Origin of the sequence: Streptomyces sp. YS-3, from assembly GCF_045257485.1 — a bacterium.
Classification (GTDB): domain Bacteria; phylum Actinomycetota; class Actinomycetes; order Streptomycetales; family Streptomycetaceae; genus Streptomyces.
In genome coordinates this window covers 1-14,941 of sequence record NZ_JBJHPC010000117.1, presented here as the reverse complement: position 1 = coordinate 14,941, position 14,941 = coordinate 1, and the positions used below count along the sequence as shown (strand labels likewise).

The 14,941-nt window shown below is 68.6% G+C and carries 15 protein-coding genes and 4 pseudogenes; 6 read left to right on the top strand and 13 right to left on the bottom strand.

Annotated elements, in window-relative coordinates:
• Window positions 1-229: 229 nt before the first annotated feature.
• Both ACJA3G_RS13125 and ACJA3G_RS13120 read left to right on the top strand, forming a co-directional pair.
• A pseudogene (locus tag ACJA3G_RS13125) lies at window positions 230-349 on the top strand (arsenate reductase family protein); the annotation flags it as partial.
• 117 nt (window positions 350-466) lie between these two features.
• On the top strand, window positions 467-1,159 hold the full coding sequence (locus ACJA3G_RS13120) for a hypothetical protein (RefSeq protein ID WP_406553124.1): 693 nt from the start codon (window positions 467-469) through the stop codon (window positions 1,157-1,159).
• A 3-nt stretch (window positions 1,160-1,162) separates the two neighbouring features.
• Here the strand turns inward: ACJA3G_RS13120 and ACJA3G_RS13115 are convergent, their stop codons facing one another.
• The 9 genes and pseudogenes from ACJA3G_RS13115 to ACJA3G_RS13075 form a co-directional block, all read right to left on the bottom strand.
• Complete coding sequence (locus ACJA3G_RS13115) at window positions 1,163-1,297, bottom strand: hypothetical protein (protein WP_406553123.1); 135 nt, start codon at window positions 1,295-1,297, stop codon at window positions 1,163-1,165.
• A 137-nt stretch (window positions 1,298-1,434) separates the two neighbouring features.
• Window positions 1,435-1,566, bottom strand: a pseudogene (locus ACJA3G_RS13110) (serine hydrolase); the annotation flags it as partial.
• Between the two features lie 145 nt (window positions 1,567-1,711).
• A complete protein-coding gene (locus tag ACJA3G_RS13105) occupies window positions 1,712-1,858 on the bottom strand; it encodes a hypothetical protein (RefSeq protein WP_406553122.1) in 147 nt (48 codons plus the stop codon).
• A gap of 78 nt (window positions 1,859-1,936) precedes the next feature.
• Window positions 1,937-2,629: a hypothetical protein gene (locus ACJA3G_RS13100; protein WP_406553121.1), complete on the bottom strand. Its 693-nt coding sequence runs from the start codon at window positions 2,627-2,629 to the stop codon at window positions 1,937-1,939.
• Between the two features lie 156 nt (window positions 2,630-2,785).
• Entirely contained in the window at window positions 2,786-3,532 is a 747-nt protein-coding gene (locus ACJA3G_RS13095) for a phosphotransferase family protein (protein ID WP_406553120.1), read from the bottom strand.
• 81 nt (window positions 3,533-3,613) lie between these two features.
• Window positions 3,614-4,865, bottom strand: a pseudogene (locus tag ACJA3G_RS13090) (IS256 family transposase).
• Window positions 4,866-5,221: 356 nt separating this feature from the next.
• Window positions 5,222-5,980, bottom strand: coding sequence for a class I SAM-dependent methyltransferase (locus ACJA3G_RS13085; protein WP_406553119.1), 759 nt, complete (start codon window positions 5,978-5,980; stop codon window positions 5,222-5,224).
• Window positions 5,981-5,999: 19 nt separating this feature from the next.
• The gene (locus ACJA3G_RS13080; protein ID WP_406553118.1) at window positions 6,000-7,193 is read right to left on the bottom strand and encodes a cytochrome P450; all 1,194 of its coding nucleotides are present in this window, start codon (window positions 7,191-7,193) and stop codon (window positions 6,000-6,002) included.
• Window positions 7,183-7,968 (bottom strand): tRNA-dependent cyclodipeptide synthase, encoded by a 786-nt coding sequence (locus ACJA3G_RS13075; RefSeq protein WP_406553117.1) that lies wholly within the window; start codon window positions 7,966-7,968, stop codon window positions 7,183-7,185. Before ACJA3G_RS13075 ends, ACJA3G_RS13080 begins: the two co-directional genes overlap by 11 nt.
• A 360-nt stretch (window positions 7,969-8,328) precedes the next feature.
• On the opposite strand from ACJA3G_RS13075, the gene ACJA3G_RS13070 reads away from it, so the two are divergent.
• Window positions 8,329-8,886, top strand: a complete 558-nt coding sequence (locus ACJA3G_RS13070) for a recombinase family protein (RefSeq protein ID WP_406553116.1) — start codon at window positions 8,329-8,331, stop codon at window positions 8,884-8,886.
• Here ACJA3G_RS13070 and ACJA3G_RS13065 read toward each other — a convergent pair.
• Complete coding sequence (locus tag ACJA3G_RS13065; RefSeq protein ID WP_406553115.1) at window positions 8,843-10,141, bottom strand: chloride channel protein; 1,299 nt, start codon at window positions 10,139-10,141, stop codon at window positions 8,843-8,845. The genes ACJA3G_RS13070 and ACJA3G_RS13065 overlap by 44 nt on opposite strands.
• A 943-nt stretch (window positions 10,142-11,084) precedes the next feature.
• Window positions 11,085-11,495 (bottom strand): hypothetical protein, encoded by a 411-nt coding sequence (locus ACJA3G_RS13060; protein ID WP_406553114.1) that lies wholly within the window; start codon window positions 11,493-11,495, stop codon window positions 11,085-11,087.
• A gap of 686 nt (window positions 11,496-12,181) precedes the next feature.
• Here ACJA3G_RS13060 and ACJA3G_RS13055 point away from each other — a divergent pair.
• The 3 genes and pseudogenes from ACJA3G_RS13055 (at window position 12,182) to ACJA3G_RS13045 (ending at window position 13,479) form a co-directional block, all read left to right on the top strand.
• Complete coding sequence (locus tag ACJA3G_RS13055; RefSeq protein ID WP_406553113.1) at window positions 12,182-12,589, top strand: SHOCT domain-containing protein; 408 nt, start codon at window positions 12,182-12,184, stop codon at window positions 12,587-12,589.
• A 366-nt stretch (window positions 12,590-12,955) separates the two neighbouring features.
• Window positions 12,956-13,255, top strand: a pseudogene (locus ACJA3G_RS13050) (hypothetical protein); the annotation flags it as partial.
• Window positions 13,174-13,479: a hypothetical protein gene (locus ACJA3G_RS13045; RefSeq protein ID WP_406553125.1), complete on the top strand. Its 306-nt coding sequence runs from the start codon at window positions 13,174-13,176 to the stop codon at window positions 13,477-13,479. The pseudogene ACJA3G_RS13050 and the gene ACJA3G_RS13045, both read left to right, overlap by 82 nt.
• A gap of 186 nt (window positions 13,480-13,665) precedes the next feature.
• Here the strand turns inward: ACJA3G_RS13045 and ACJA3G_RS13040 are convergent, their stop codons facing one another.
• Together ACJA3G_RS13040 and ACJA3G_RS13035 are read right to left on the bottom strand one after the other, a co-directional pair.
• A complete protein-coding gene (locus ACJA3G_RS13040; protein ID WP_406553112.1) occupies window positions 13,666-13,989 on the bottom strand; it encodes an ankyrin repeat domain-containing protein in 324 nt (107 codons plus the stop codon).
• A 124-nt stretch (window positions 13,990-14,113) separates the two neighbouring features.
• On the bottom strand, window positions 14,114-14,941 hold an 828-nt coding region (locus ACJA3G_RS13035; protein ID WP_406553111.1), incomplete at its 5' end, for a GlxA family transcriptional regulator.

The window sequence follows — 14,941 nt, the reverse complement described above, 5'->3', positions numbered from 1 at the left end:
CCCCTGACCGCCACATCGCGCGGCAAGAGCGCCCACACCCAGGAGGCGTCGGCGTACAAGTCAACGTGGATCCGGCAAGATTTTCGTAGCCCGAGATCATCCATGCCGACGATCACGTCTTTCCCTGCCGTCAGCGTCTGTTTGCCGCCCGGGTGTTCAAGCTCCGGGCAAGCGGTGGCTCTCTGAGCGGGAGCTGGTCGGTGTGCGGGCCGCCGGTTCGCGTGAGTAGTGGCTCAAGGCTCTCGCCGGCCACCCGAAACTGATCCAGCGGCCGGTCACCACTGCGGACGACGGCACAGCGGTGGTGGCGCGTACCGACGAGGCCGTGCGCGACGCACTGTCTCGGTGATCAGGCCTAACTCGCGTGTGACCTACGTTACTTCGGTGACTCCAGCAACCGCTGAGTAACCTTGTTCGGCATCTCGTACATAGCGACGTACGCTCCCCAACCTCTCAGGAGGCGCGCGTGTCGCGTAGGAGAACTGTCAGTACGAAAAAGAAGCTGGCGCTGCTGGTCAGCGCCGCGGCGGTGGCCGGCGGCGGAGCCTTCATCATGGCGACCACCTCGAACGCCGCGCAGAGTCCCCGGACCCTGTCGGCCGCGGAGTCGACCGTCTGTCAGGGGCTTGCCACGGCCCTCGGCAACAACCAGAAGTTCATCGACGGTCAACGGGCGGCGCCCGATGCCCAGTCGGCGGCGCGGATTGCCAACCGCGAGGCGGTCATCGCCCAGATCAAGGTGCAGCAGAAGGCGTCCGGATGTGTTGTCGGGGAGTCGGCTCCGGACTCCCGGGCGAAGCAGCCGGCGCAGAGCGGGCAACAGGCTGGCGGCGCCGCCCAGCAGACCGCTACCGCTCAGCCTTCGCCGACCGCCACCGCGGGCAACGTCGGCGCCGGCGCTGCGACCTCCGGGCAGCAGGTGTGCAACGGCTCCACCGTCACGCTCTCGGGCGAGGGTGGCGCACCGGCCGCGTCCAGTAACCAGTTCCCGGCGGGTACGAAGCTGAAGGTCACCAACCTGGACAACAACAAGTTCACGACTGTGCAGGTCACTTCGGTCTCCGGCAGCTGCGCGCTGCTGAACAACGCGGCCTTCGAACAGGTCCGGGAGCCCGGCAAGTTCCTGATCCGCCGGGCGCTGATCGAGAAGGTGGGGTGAGGTTCAGCCGCTGAGGAAATCGGTGAGGTGGCGCCCCCGTTCGGCGGGTGCGGCGTGCGGCAGAGCATGGGGGGAGACGTCCGGCAGGATGTCGATCTCGACGGCGCGCGGCAGCAGCTCCCTCGCCCAGGTCGCCACCTTGTACGTGTCATGGGTCCTGCTGTTCTCGGCTCGGCGAAGGGCCAGGAACAGCAGGACCCGCCCGTCGAGAATGCGCCGCTCCGGAACCCGCTGCGCGTCTCGGCGAGCTGCCGGAGCGTGATTCCTTGCCCGCCCGCCACGCCGTCCACGTAGGCGGAGATCGGGTCGTCCAGCCCGATCCGGTGGTCGGCGACGAGTTCGAGCAGTGCGGTGACCCGGAGGCTCTCGGTCTCGCTGCCGATCCGCTGGAACTCGTCGGTGGTCACCGAAGTCGGCCGGTGGCAGTGTCGGCGACGCCGGTTGCGCGGACGTAGCTCCGCTTGCCTGCCATCCGCAGTCCGGCGATGACGCCCGGGGGATGCCGGCCGTCCGGCGGACGTCCTCGATCGCCCTGTCCAGCCGGCCGGGCAGCTAGGGGCCGAGACCGTCCGGCGGGCACTCGTCCCCGTCGTACCGGACGACGCCCGCGGCGGGGACGGCCGTGGCGGGCGCCGCAGCCATCGGGGCGAGCACCGATGGCGTGAGCACCGACGCCGCGAGCACCGACGCCGCGAGCATCGCCGCGGCGAACAGACGGCGGGAGAGGGTGCGTCGCGTGGGGGGGCTTCTTCCGGCTCAGGGGCTCGGATGGCAACGTCACCACCCGAGCCCTGGCTGGAGGCCCCGTCCCGTAAGCTGTCTGGCGAGTCCCCTTGCTCGGAGCCCCCCGAAGCTCTGTGGCAGCCCCGGACGCGGGCCCTGGCGACCTCCTGTTCGGCCCTCCCGGGTATCGCGCCGGCGCGCTCCGGTCGGGCGGCGAGCAGTGCGCGGCGGGTCGCCTCGTGGCGCCGCCCACGGCCGCAGCTGGGCCGCGAGTGTCTCGGCGACCTTCCTGAGCGACTCGCCGGCCAGAGCCGGGTCCGCCTTGGTGACAGGCCATCCCTGGGAGACCACGAGCGCCAGGTCGCCCGTGCCCGCCACCGCCGCCCGTGCGACGGCGACCGCGCCCCGGCCCGGGGTGATCCTGGTCTGACCGATCCCGGGCTTGTCCTCGGAGAACGCCATCACCTCGTCGGAGCGGAGGGCGCCGAGGCGGGCGATCTGCGGCAGCGCCAGGTTCACCGCCACCCCGCCCATGGACGTGGCCACGAGGTCGATCTCCAGCGGGGCTTGCGAAGCCGTGAAGTTGCAGACGACGGACGCGTGCGGTGGGACGGCGGGGTTGGAGGGGAACCCGGACGGCGTGGGCTGCCCGCTGGGCCAGGCCTCAGCCGGGCGGCCCGGGTCGACGGTCCCCTGAGCCGCTGGGTGGCCGCCGGACGCCGCCGGGGTGACGGGGCCGTCCGGCACCGGCCGCCTTCAGCGCCGCCGCCGGGTCGAGGCCGAACGGGCGGGCCGACGTACCCGTCTGCTGCTTCGCCGTCGAGGCGACCCGAGCAATAGTCAAGACCTGTGGACGCGATGACGTGCAAGCTGGCTATTGCAAAAGAGGTCGGACCCGCAGCCTCACATACGGGATCTCAGCACATCGACTTCACAGCCTTGCGCGAAGGGGTCGAAGCCGTGCTCGACCAGCCAGCGAACCGCCAGCAGGCTTCGCAACGACCACCACGCATGGATCACGTCGAGGTCGACGTCGGTGCCATAGCCGGCGATGACGTCGTCGAGGTGCTCCTCGTGTCCGAGCGTGAAGGTGGCAAGGTCGTACAGGGCATCACCCCGGCCCGCCTCGGACCAGTCGATGATGCCCGTGACCTCGTCGCCGTCGATGAAGACGTGCGCGATCTGCAGGTCGCCGTGCGTGAACGCTGGAGTCCACGGCCGTAGCGCGGCCTCAGCGACCTGGCGGTTGCGGGTCACCAGGTCGACGGGCAGGACGGCGTTCGTCACGAGCAACTCGCACTCGTCGTCGAATTCCGCCGTCAGCGCGACGACGCTGCGGCCGGCTCGGCCGGGCCGGGACGGCAGCGGCGCGTCGTGCAGCTTCCGGATGGCGGCGCCCGCCGCGGCCCACGCCGCCGGCGACGCGGTCGATGGCTCACCGAGGCGCCCGAGCGTCGCCCCCTTGAGCGCGGCGATCGCGAGCACGGGTGGCTTGCGCCACAGGACCTCCGGGGTCGGGACCGGTGCCAGGGCCATCGCCTCAACTTCGGCGTCAACGCGCGCCTGATCGGCGTCCACCTTCAGGAAGACGTCGCCGACCCGCAGGGTTGCGCGCTCGGAATGGGCGACAACAACCTTGACTTCATCCATGGCGGTCAGTATTCCGGGGTGACCGATGACGTTCACTTGGTTATCGCGTGTCAGCCACCGACAGGTGACTCCTGGAGACGATCAAGCGGCCTGCTCCACCCGCTCGACAAGGACACCGTTTTCGAACTGGGCGCCTGCACGGACCAGCGCGACGAGATGGACGCCGGTGATCGCACGCCACCGTGACTGGGCGGACTCGACGAGCTTGAACACCATCGCGAGCGCGGCGGTGGGGGCTGCCCGCGCCGCGGGTGACCTTGGTGCGGAGCTTGACCGGGGAGAAAGTCGACTCGATCGGGTTCGTGGTCCGCAGGTGGATCCAGTGCTCGGCCGGGAAGTCGTAGAACGCCAGCAGCTCCTGCCGGTCGTCGGTGATCTTCGCGACCGCCTTCGGCCACTTCGCGCCGTAGGTGCGGGTGAACGCGTCGATCGCCTGCTCGGCGTGGGCGCGGTCCTCCGCGTTGCATATCTCCTGCATCGCCCTCGTCGCGCTCGGCTGCGCCGACTTCGGAAGTGCGTTCGTGACATTCCGGGCTTTGTGAACCCAGCGCCTCTGTTGGCGAGCAGCAGGGAACACCTCGGCCAGTGCTTTCCAGAGCCCCATCGCGCCGTCGCCGACCACCAGCTCGGGGTCGCGCATCCCCCGGCGTCGGCAGTCCCGCAACAGGTCCGCCCACGACTCGGTGCTCTTGCGTAGGCCCTCGGCCAGCGCGATGAGCTCCTTCGTACCGTCGAGACGGACGCCGAGCAGCACCAGGACGCACGAGTGGGCCTGCCCGAGCCGGACCTTGGGGTGCACCCCGTCGGCCCACACGTAGACGTAGTCCCGGTCGGACAGGTCGCGGGCCTGGAAGGTGGCGTGGTCGTCGCCCCACTGCTTCGTCAGCCGGGTGACGGTGGCCGGCGACAGCCCGGCTGCCAAGCCGAGGGACTGCTCCAGCGCGGGCACGAAGTCGCCGGTGGACAGGCCGTGCAGGTAGAGCAGCGGCAAGACCTCGGAGATCTTCGGCGACTTGCGGCACCACGGAGGCAGGATCTTCGAGGAGAACCGCTTGCGCTCGCCGCTGACGTCGTCGACGCGCCGGTCGTTCACCCGGGGCGCCGTGACCTCGACCGGCCCGGCCGCGGTGACCACCGTGCGGGGCCGGTGGTGCCCGTTGCGGACCACCAGACGGCCACCAGCGGCATCGGTCTCGGCGGCCAACTCAGCCATGTACTGGTTGACTTCCGCCTCCAGCACGGCGGCCAGCATCCGCCGCGCACCCTTTCGCACGATCTCGTTGATCAGGGAGCCGGACTCGGTGGAACCTTCGGCGGTGACTACGCTCAGCACAGGCGTGCCTTCCCGACCCGTGCTGCAACGCAGGTCTACTCGGTGACTTCTTGATCAGTCACCCGGGAAGGTACGCCCTTCGTGCGCTCCCAGGAGCTGATCCACAAGTCCTGAGCATTGCTCCTCGCTCTCTCCGGCCGATCGGCGCGGCCTGACCCCGTTGTTCTGGTCCCATGTGCGCCTGTACGGGGAAGCGAATCTTGACATGGGTGCTCGCCTGAACCTTGCCGCGGTCACAGCGTCTGGCTCTCGGGCACCAGCGGACGCCGTAGAGCAGCAGTCAGCCGAGCGTATGTGAGCTCACGTACCCGTCGAAGGCGGTCCGGAGGCAGCGGGACAAACCCGCATGCGGCTGGTCATCGTGTCGGTTGGATGGTGCTTTCGGTGATGAGGGTATGAGGGAAGTCGAGATAGGGCTTCCAGTAGGAATCGTCGTGGAGGCGGAGTCCTTTGACGGAGACGCTGGGGCGGTGCCAGGTGGTGTGGTGGAAGCCGGCGGCCGTGAGGGCGGTTTCGTGGGCATGGGTGGACCAGCGGTGTCCGGTGAGGCGGAACTCGTGGCCGGGGATGTGGCCGTGGAGTTCAACGGGGGCGCCGTCTGCGGTACTGGTGCAGGTCAGGTCGAAGCCGTAGGGGCGGTACCAGCCTGGCGTGGTGTTGAAGTCGGGGTTGAGGCAGGCTGCCACGAAGCGGCCGTGGGGGCGGAGGGCGCGGTGTGCGGTGCGGCAGATGGCGGTGAGGTCGTCGTGGGTGGCGGCGTAGGGGGTCAGGTAGACGGCGATGACCGAGTCAAAGGCGTGGTCGGTCTGTGGGGCGGGGCCTTGGTGGGCGGCGTCGCGGTGCAAGTAGGTCACGCCCAGGGGGGTTTGCTGTTCGAGGCGGCGGGCGTAATCGAGCATGCCGTGGGAGCTGTCGATGCCGACGGCGCGGGCGGCTCCGAGCTGTTTGAGGCGGCGGGTGTAGAGGCCGGTTCCGCAGCCCAGGTCGAGTACGGCCTGGCCGGTGACGTCGCCGAGGACGGCCAGGAGACTGTGGGCCTCGATGTGCTCGCGGAACGGCAGTTCCCGGGCGGTGCGTTCGTAGGCTTGGGCGAGGGCGTCGAAGGGGCTGGCCACGGGGGTCTCCTTGCCGGGTTCACCAGGTGACGGGCAGTAGTGCGGGGCGGGTGAAGAGGATGTCCTCGTCCCAGGGGATGTCGTCGACGGCGATGGCCAGGGCAAGGGTGGGCAGGCGGGTGAAGAGCTTGCGCAGGGCGATGTCCAGGTAGAGGCGGGCGAGGCTGGAGCCGAGGCAGTAGTGGGCGCCGTGGCCGAAGGTCAGGGAGCCGTCGGTGGGGCGGCTGGGATCGAATTTGGCCGGCTTGGGATAGGCGGCCGGGTCCCAGCAGGCGGCGAGGAACGGGGTGATGACGGCCTGTCCGGTGCGGATGGTCTGGCCGTGGAGGGTGATGTCCTGGGTGGCGACGCGGGGGTTGGAGAGGTAGCCGTTGTGGTGGTAGCGCAGCAGTTCCTCGATCGTGGCGGGCCAGCGGTCGGGGTCGGCGGTCAGGCGGTTGTGGTGGCCGGGGTGGCGCAGCACCGTCACCACGAAGGTTCCGGTGGGGGAGATGAGCGGGTCGACACCGGTGACCATGAGGTAGTCGACGGTGCCGATGAGTTCTTCCTCGCTGATGGTGCCCTCGCGGTGGGCGGTGAGCAGGGCACCGATGGGGTGCTCTGCGCGGGCAGAACCGTCGTGGGCGTCGACCACGGTGCGGGCCAGGGCGCTGATCTGAGCGGTGGCATCGGCGATGGCGGCATGCCCGGCGGTCTGCGAGGTCTGGGTACGGAAGCACTCCAGGTAGCGGGTGCGCAGCTCCACAGGGATGCCCAGCATGTCGCAGTTGAAGCGCAGGGCCAGCGGTTCGGCGTAGCCGGTCATGAGATCCGCCGGGTTGGGCCCGGTGGTCAGGTCGTCCACCAGGCTGTGGGCCAGCGCATGGATCGCATCGGCGTAGCGGGTGACGGCGGCGCGTGTGTAGTAGGGGGCCAGGATGGTGCGAATGCGGGTGTGGTCGGGCGGGTCGAGGTTGAAGATGCCGCCGACGACACTGTTGAAGTCCTCGCCCGCGATGCGGGGGGCGCCCGGATAGGTGAGGTTGCGGGTGAACCGCCGGTGGTCGGTGGCCACCGCGCAGATGTCCTCACGGCGGGTCAGGAGCCACATGACCTCACCGGAAGGCATGCGCACCGGGCAGACGGGACGGTCTCTGCGCAGCGTGGCGTACAACGGCGGGGGCGTGCCGTGCGAGCCGGCGGGAAAGGGCCAGTCGAGGACGTCACTGAACATCGCAACCCTCCTGGTACCGCGCGGCGGGCTTCAGGATCACCTGGGCAAAGCCGTGGCGGCTGGCGGGAATGAGCTCGGGTACCCGGCCGTCGAACAGGGCCATTTGCAAAGGCCAGGGTCTGGGATAGCAGAAGACCGCGCTGTCGGCACCGACAATGCCCGCGACATCCAGCAGGTAGGGCACCTCGGCCAGCACGTAGTCGACGTTGCGGGCCACCGCATCGGCGGCGGGAGCGCGGCCGGTTGCCGTGCGGAGGTAGGCGCGGGAGGTCTGTTCGCACAGGTCACGGAAGATGGCTGAACGGTGGAAGGTGTCGGTGCCGGCCCGGTACAGCACCCGGTAGTGCGGATCGGCGGCCTTGGCCGTCCAGGTGTGGATCAGCGGCTCGCGGCCCACCCGGGCGAGCGCCGTTTTGGCCGCCCCCCGCAGGGTCCTGACCGCGTGCAGCGTGTGGCGTACCGCAGCACGCGGCGCCATCCCGGCAGCGATCTGCCCGAACGCCGCCTCGAAGCCCGGCAGCATCACCTCCACCCGGTCGAACCGGGCGCTGGCCCAGGCCACCAGCAGCCGAATGGTCTGCGGGGTAAAGAAGGAATTGAACGGGGACATCCCCAGCACCGCACAGTGGCGCTGCTCCAGCACCCGGCGGCACCGCTCCCGGTGCACCCGGACACACACCGCCGACTGCGGCACCGACCGGTCCACAGCGGAAGGGCCTGGGGCGGAGGAGAGTACGGAAGGACTGTCGACGTCCGGTTCACGGTCAGGGCACATGGAACCCCCACAAGCAGCAGCTGAGCCACAGCGGCCGGAACCCGCCGCCCCTCAAGGCTCAACCAGCACCGTTACCTTGAGAAGGCCATTCGGACACCTTTCCTTATATCGGGGGGAAAATGTTTAAAGAGGGATGCGCGGCAATACCCATCCTCTCCACCTTGTATACGGAGCATCGGATGCCCGCCTGGGGTGCACACGCTCAAGAATCGACCGATTGAATGAGCAAGATCAGTAAGCGGCAACGCGCGGCTGGTTCGGCAGCGGATCAAGCCCATAAAACAGTGTCAGAAAGTCGATGTGCTCAAGAACTTGAGGAGCACCCTTTCTGTGTGATCTGGCGGGTGCACGCACCTCAAGATGACGACACAGCCGATCTCCTCGCCCCCGTTCCGGCCGTACGGACCGGCGGCCTGGTGGGATATGCAACGAGTGTCCACCGAGGGGCAGTTGCTCGACCGGCAGATCCACGTACTCACCGAGGCAGGGTGCATCCGGATCTTCTCCGACAAGGAGTCCGGCAAGAACGCCGAACGCGAGGAACTGTGGAAGGCGCTCGACTACCATCTTCTTCCTGTGGTTCATGGGTGCGGCGCGCGCCGGAGAGGCCAAGGAGCAGTGCTTCGCCATGGCCTTCCTGGGCAGCGTCTGCTGTGCGTGGTGACTCTTTTCGGCGCCGCAGTGGCGGCCGGCGGCCCACCGGACACGTGTCCGGTGTCGGCTCCAAGCTGTGGGGGGGCTATTCGGCCGTCACGTTACCTACAGCCTCCTGACGACCTACGCGATGCCGATGGCCGCGGTATTAACTGTCTCGCTCCACCATCGGGCAACGGCTCGGAGTCCTCCCTGGCCTTCCCCATGTGGGCACTTGTCGTCAGCCTGTACATTCTCGACGCGCTCGACCGACTCGTGGCCTGAATGCAGGAATCCCCGGCCCCTGTGGCAGCAGCTCCGTGGTCACGAACGACACCACGGCGGCCAGTACGATCACGGGCACCGTTTCCGAGTTGCCCACCATGAGGACGACCAGCACCACCGTGCTGACGGGCAGCCGCAGCGCGGCGGCGCACGAGGCCGCCATGCCCGCCGCCATGCCCGCTACAACGCCGAGTCCCGGCAGGGGTGCCAGCAGGACGCCCACCGCTCCGCCCAGGAACAAGGAGGGGAAGGTCGGACCGCCGCGAAGGCTTCCCAGGCAGAGCGCGTACGCGACGCCCTTGAACGCCAGGACCGCCAGGAGACTGCCGACCGACCACGCATGGGGGTTCCCGGCGAGTTGCGCCAGGGCGGCCTGGCCGGACAGGGAGACCTCGGACGGCGAACGGCCGGTGATGACTGCGTAGAGAGCCGCGCAGCCCGCCGCGGCGAGTGCGCAGAGCACCGTGTTGCACAACGGACGCTCGGTCACGAAGCGCCCTGCGATCCGTCCGCCCACCATGACCCCGTGGACGGTCGCCCCGATGACGACTGCCATCAGCGCCGACCACAGGACATCCCCGGCGTCGAGGAGAGGCGGAGTGGGCAGCCCGATGTTGAGGCTCCCGGTCTTCAGCCCGGTCCAGTGGCCGAAGCCGGTGAACACGATGGCGCCGATTCCGCTGGACAGCAGGGCGGGAAGCATCACGGCGAACAGCTGCGGTCCGCCGACTCCGGCCACTTCCATGAGCATCACGGCCGCCACGAGCGGACTGCCGAAGATCGCGGCGATGGCTGCCGCGGCACCGGCGGCACCGAGTAGCACAGTGCTTGCCTCGGTCGCAGGAGCGCGTACGAGATCCCGGAAAACCAGCGCCAGACCACCGCCGAGGGCGATCAGCGGTGCCTCGGGCCCGAGAACGGCGCCCAGCGGCAGGCTGGCCAACGCGGCGAAGACCACACCGGGAACAGGGGCTTTCGACGTCTCTCCGGAGTGCAGGCCCGCCGCCGGAACGGGTCCTCCTCGGCCCGGAAGCCGCAGCACGGCCAGGGCGACGACCACGCCTGACACCAGAGCCAGGGGAACGGGCCACCACCACGGTGGATCCGTCCACCCGAGATCGTGCGGCCAATCCGTCCAGATCAGGTTCTCCAGCTCATGAAGCAGGACGAGGAACCAGAACGCGACCAACGACACCGGGATCCCGATCAAGGCGCAGAACACCAGCGCGCGCCGGTACTCGGGCCGACGCAGCATGTTCCTCAGCTGGTCGGCCTCTTGGGGCTGGTCTCCCGGAGCGGTCCCGGACTCTCCGGGCTTCTGCTCAGCGATGGCGATTCTCCTGCGTCTGCTGGAAGGCGGTTGGGCCAGTGGCAGCGCGAGATTACCCAGCCGATCGCGCCATATCGCTTCCAGGCCCGCGAAAATGGTTCAAAGCCCCACCGGATGGACCGCAGCGCAGAGACAAGGGAAACCGCCGCGGGCGCATCCGAGCCCCCTTCCGTTCCGGCCGCCGATCGGAACGAACGGCGTAGTCAATCCGTCGGTTGATCGTTCACTTCTGGTTGGGTCCCGCTCTTCGCTGCGTCTAGCGCCCTCACTGGCGGGCCGCCGCGGGCGGGAGCCCGGGGCGCCTGTCCGCAGCCGCGCTCGGTGTCGCGGGCGAACAGCGAGCCGTGCCGTGAGGCAGTCAGAGGGCGGCTGACGCGGGCAGGACGAGCGTTACGTCATGAGCGGTGGCTGTGAGGCAGGTGCGCACCGGCACCATCCGCGGCAGACGGCCGAAAAGTTGAGGGCATGCCCTCTCACGAACCTGCGAGTTCGAACAGCACGTGAGCCACGGTAATGTGGCCACGGCGGCGAGGCCGCGCGGGCGCCGAACCTTCCTGCATCCGAGAAGGCACGCGGCGATCAGGACGTTCACAGGCAGCAGCACGGACGCAGCAGCGGAACTGACGGTCAGACAAGACGTCCCGGACCACGGGCCATAGCCGACCTTCTACCGCCTCCGCGGTTTCGTGGCTCGCCCTCTACGGCCCGTTGTCATCCCGGAACGCACCCCGGCTGGCGGGCAAGCCGGCGCCGACGGCGGTGCATGGCGGCCAGGAGCGCCCCGAGGACCAGAAGGTTGACGCCGAGCAGGGTGACGAGCATGTCCTCACTCCCTCTCACCGAGGGCGGACCGCTTCGGCACTCCGCCTCAGTCTTCCCGCCGCACGACGCACAGGGCCCAGATGACGAAGGCGTACAGCGCAATCAGGGTGAGCGACCAGACGGGGTAGTACGGGATAGACAGGAAGTTGGCGATGAGCAGGAGACCCGCGATGCCGACTCCGACGACCCGGGCCCAGGTGGCGCGCGAGAAGAGGCCGGCGCTCACGCTCATGGCGATCACTCCGAGGACCAGCTGGATCCAGCCCCAGCTGGTCAGGTCGAACTTGAAGACGTAGTTCGGGGTGCGCACGAAGACGTCATCGTCGGCGATCGCCATGATGCCCCGGAACAGGTCGAGGACACCGGCGATGAACAGCATGACGCCGGCAAACGTCACCAGTCCGCCGGCACCTGCCGGGGCCGTTTCCGAACGGTGGTGGGTCGTGGTCGTGGCCATGATGAGATTTCTCCCTTCCTGGGTGATATGCAACACTCAGCGTTGTATCTCCGATTGTGCGCGCCGTGGGTGACGTAGGCGAGGCAGATCACTCAACGGCCCTGGGGTGTGGACAGGCCGGCCGAGGAAGGTGAGCAGCGGGAAATCGGTCGGCGAGGGCAGCCCGGGCGCTAGTCCCGGGCGGCCGGCCGCCTCCGGCCACGGTCCTCACCGGTCGGGGGTCCCGGGCCCGAGGAGCCCGCTCACCTTCCTCGGGGACGTCGGCGGGTGCGAGGGCGAGATGGGTGGCTTGAGCACTCGGTTCACCCCGGTTGGCGTCGACGCCGCCGGGTACGACCCCGAATCAACGCAGCTGGCGATGCCCCTCAAGGCCGGCAGGGCTAGACTGGAATTCTGCGGGAACAACACATCACCACACCCGCTCAAGAACGAGCGGGACCCCGGCAGAACGACCGGGACAGGTGGTGTCAGCGCCCCCACCGAGGCGGACGGCCCCTGTATTCGAAACGCTTGTCCAGGTGACGCTCGACGGGTTCGAGTGATTGGGGCTGGACCGGCCATCTACCTTGGAATGGATCGGGACACCCTCGTGGTAGGCGACGCCCTCACGGTGTCCGCCGCCCGCAGTATCGGTTAAGCCTTCGGTCTGCCCTGCACCACCAAGGCGGGGAAGAAGGAGCGGTCAAATGAATCTGGCCTACGACTACCCGGTCCTCGGAGTCTTCTGGACGACCATGTGGATCTTCCTGTGGATCCTGTGGTTCATCCTGCTCTTCCGCATCATTGTTGACATCATCCGGGATGACTCTCTCAGCGGAATGGGCAAGGCAGGGTGGCTCATCTTCGCGATCGTGCTCCCGTTCCTCGGCGTGTTCGTCTATGTCCTGGCCCGCGGCAAGGGCATGGGCGGGCGCGAGAGGCGGCATGCCCACGCCCGTCAGCAGGCGTTCGACGACCACATCCGCGAGACCGCTCGTGGCAGTGCGGAGCCCGCGACCCAGGCAGACCAACTCGCGAAGCTCTCCGAGATCCGCTCCAAAGGCGACATCTCCGACGACGAGTTCCGGCGGGCCAAGGAGAAGATCCTCCACTGAGGCCGCACGAGCGCCGAGCGCGCGATCGTGCAGGGGCGTGGCCTCAGAGCCGAAGCCACGCCCTTCCCGTGTGCCGCGTCTGCTCAGGTCAGGCCGCCTCGGCGGCCTCCTGATCGTTGTGGACGGCGGACCTCGGCGAGGGCGCGGACGCGGGCCTCGGGATCACCCCCGCAGGTGCGGGGAGCACAGCACCGGCAGGGCTGGCTGACAGAGGCCGAATTGTGCGAGGTCGTCGATCAACGGCTCTTCGTTCCGGCAGGACGGAAGGCTCTGTGCCGATACCTATAGTCCGAGTCCGGGCCGGCAGCTGAAGAGGCGTCTCCCCGGCGATCCGTCGATGTCAGTGGCGACTGCGATGGTGTCGGCATGATCCCTTGGAATTTGCTGTTCATCGACAAGGCTCTGCGGGCCAGTTGGGCCGCTGACACCTGTTCCCCGGACGACCTCGCCCGCGCCGGCTGGCAGCCCGGCAACCCGGCGTGGGGTCACTGTGACATCACCGCTTTGATAGTGAACGACATCTTCGGTGGCGACCTCATGGTCGGGGAGGTCCACTGCGGTGGGGAACAGCACGGATTTCACTGGTGGAATCGGTTGCCCAGCGGTGTGGACCTCGACCTGACGCACAAGCAGTTCCGGGATGGCCAGACCGTCACCACAGCCAGGCGTACGTCACCGACCACGCGCACGACGTCCTGTACACGGTCGACCTGGCCACCGGCCGGGAGCGCGAGGCGGTCAAGGCCATTGGTGCCTTCTCGCCGCTCGGCATCGCGCTGGACGGCGTCCACGGCTTGGTCTACGCCGGCACCTGGGAAGGCCAACTGTGGTGGTTCCCCTTGCGCGTACTCCAAAGCCCCGAGCTGATCGAGATCACGACACGGGTGTAGGGCACTCGCTCACCGCACGTGAACGGTGCGGCCGGGCACGAGGCGCACGGGCGCCCCAGCTCGGCCACCGGCCCGCCCGCCAGCGCCGCGCGCCTGCCCGCGCGTGCGCTGTGTCTACTCGCCTTCCCCCCAGCAGCCTCCCGGGATCACATCCGAGCCCCGGGGGCGATTGCACTGTCCTGTTGATCAGATGTTGGACGGCCTTGTGACCCAGGACCGGATAAGTTCCGTGGCCAGCCAGTGACCGCGCTTCTCCGCTTCGGTGGCCGGAAGGACACCGTCGGTGCCGCGGCGCGGATCCGCCCCGCGAGCCAAAAGGAACGCGGTCACGTCGGCATGGAGAGGCTCGCCGCTTTGAATGTGGCCGTCGATCTCGATGTCGATGGCATGCCGCAGGAGTGTCCAGCCATCACCGTTGTCGTCCTCGACGTCATAGCCGGCATCGAGGAGCTCGCGGAGTCTGGGCAGGTCCTCGTGCTCGACGGCCTGGTGGCCAGGGGACCACGGCATAGGAGTCCTCCGGGGAAGCTGTCGGGGATCGTGGCTGCTGTGTTCGAAGCGTCCCATATTGCCGGCGGCCCCCGGCAGGCGCCCTGATCGCGATCGAGCACATCGACGGCGTACCCGCGCCACGCTACGGCGTGCTGGTGAAGGAGCGGCGGTAGGAGCGGGGTGGGACTCCGCGGCGTCGGATGAACTGTTCGCGCAGGACGGCTGCGCTTGCGTATCCGATCTGATGTGCGATCTCTTCGATGGGGAGGTTGGTGGTTTCGAGGAGTTCTTCGGCTCTGCTCAGTCGGAGGTTGCGTAGCCAGGCGTGTGGGGTGGTGCCGGTGGCGGCGGTGAAGCGGCGGGTGAAGGAGCGTTTGCTCATCAGGGCGCGGCGGGCGAGTTCCGTGACGGGCAGTGGTTCGTGGAGGTGCTCGCGGGCCCAGGTGAGGACTTCGGTGAGCTGTTTGTCCTGGCTGTCCTCGGGGACGGGTGCGGTCAGGTATTGGGCCTGTCCGCCGTCGCGGTGGGAGGGCAGGACCATGTCCCGGGCGACGGTGTTGGCCATTGTGGTGCCGTATTCCCGTCTGAGCAGGTGCAGGCAGAGGTCGATGCCTGCGGCGGCTCCCGCTCCGGTGAGGATGTTGCCCTCGTCGATGTAGAGCGCGGTGGGGTCCACGGTGATGTGTGGGTGGCGGTCGGCGAGCAGGTCGGCGAAGCGCCAGTGGGTGGTTGCCCGTCGGCCGTCGAGGAGTCCGGCGGCGGCGAGTGTGAAGGTGCCGACGCAGTGGGCGGCGATTACGGAGCCGCGCTGGTGCGCGGTCCTCAGCGCGTCGAGTACGGCCGGGGCGGGCGGTGTGCGGAAGTGGGCGCCGGGCAGGGCGATGAGCAGATCGGCGTCGGCGAGGCGGTCCAGGCCGTGTGCGATGGAGAGGGGTATGCCGTGGTCGGTGGGGACGGGTCCGGGGCGGTC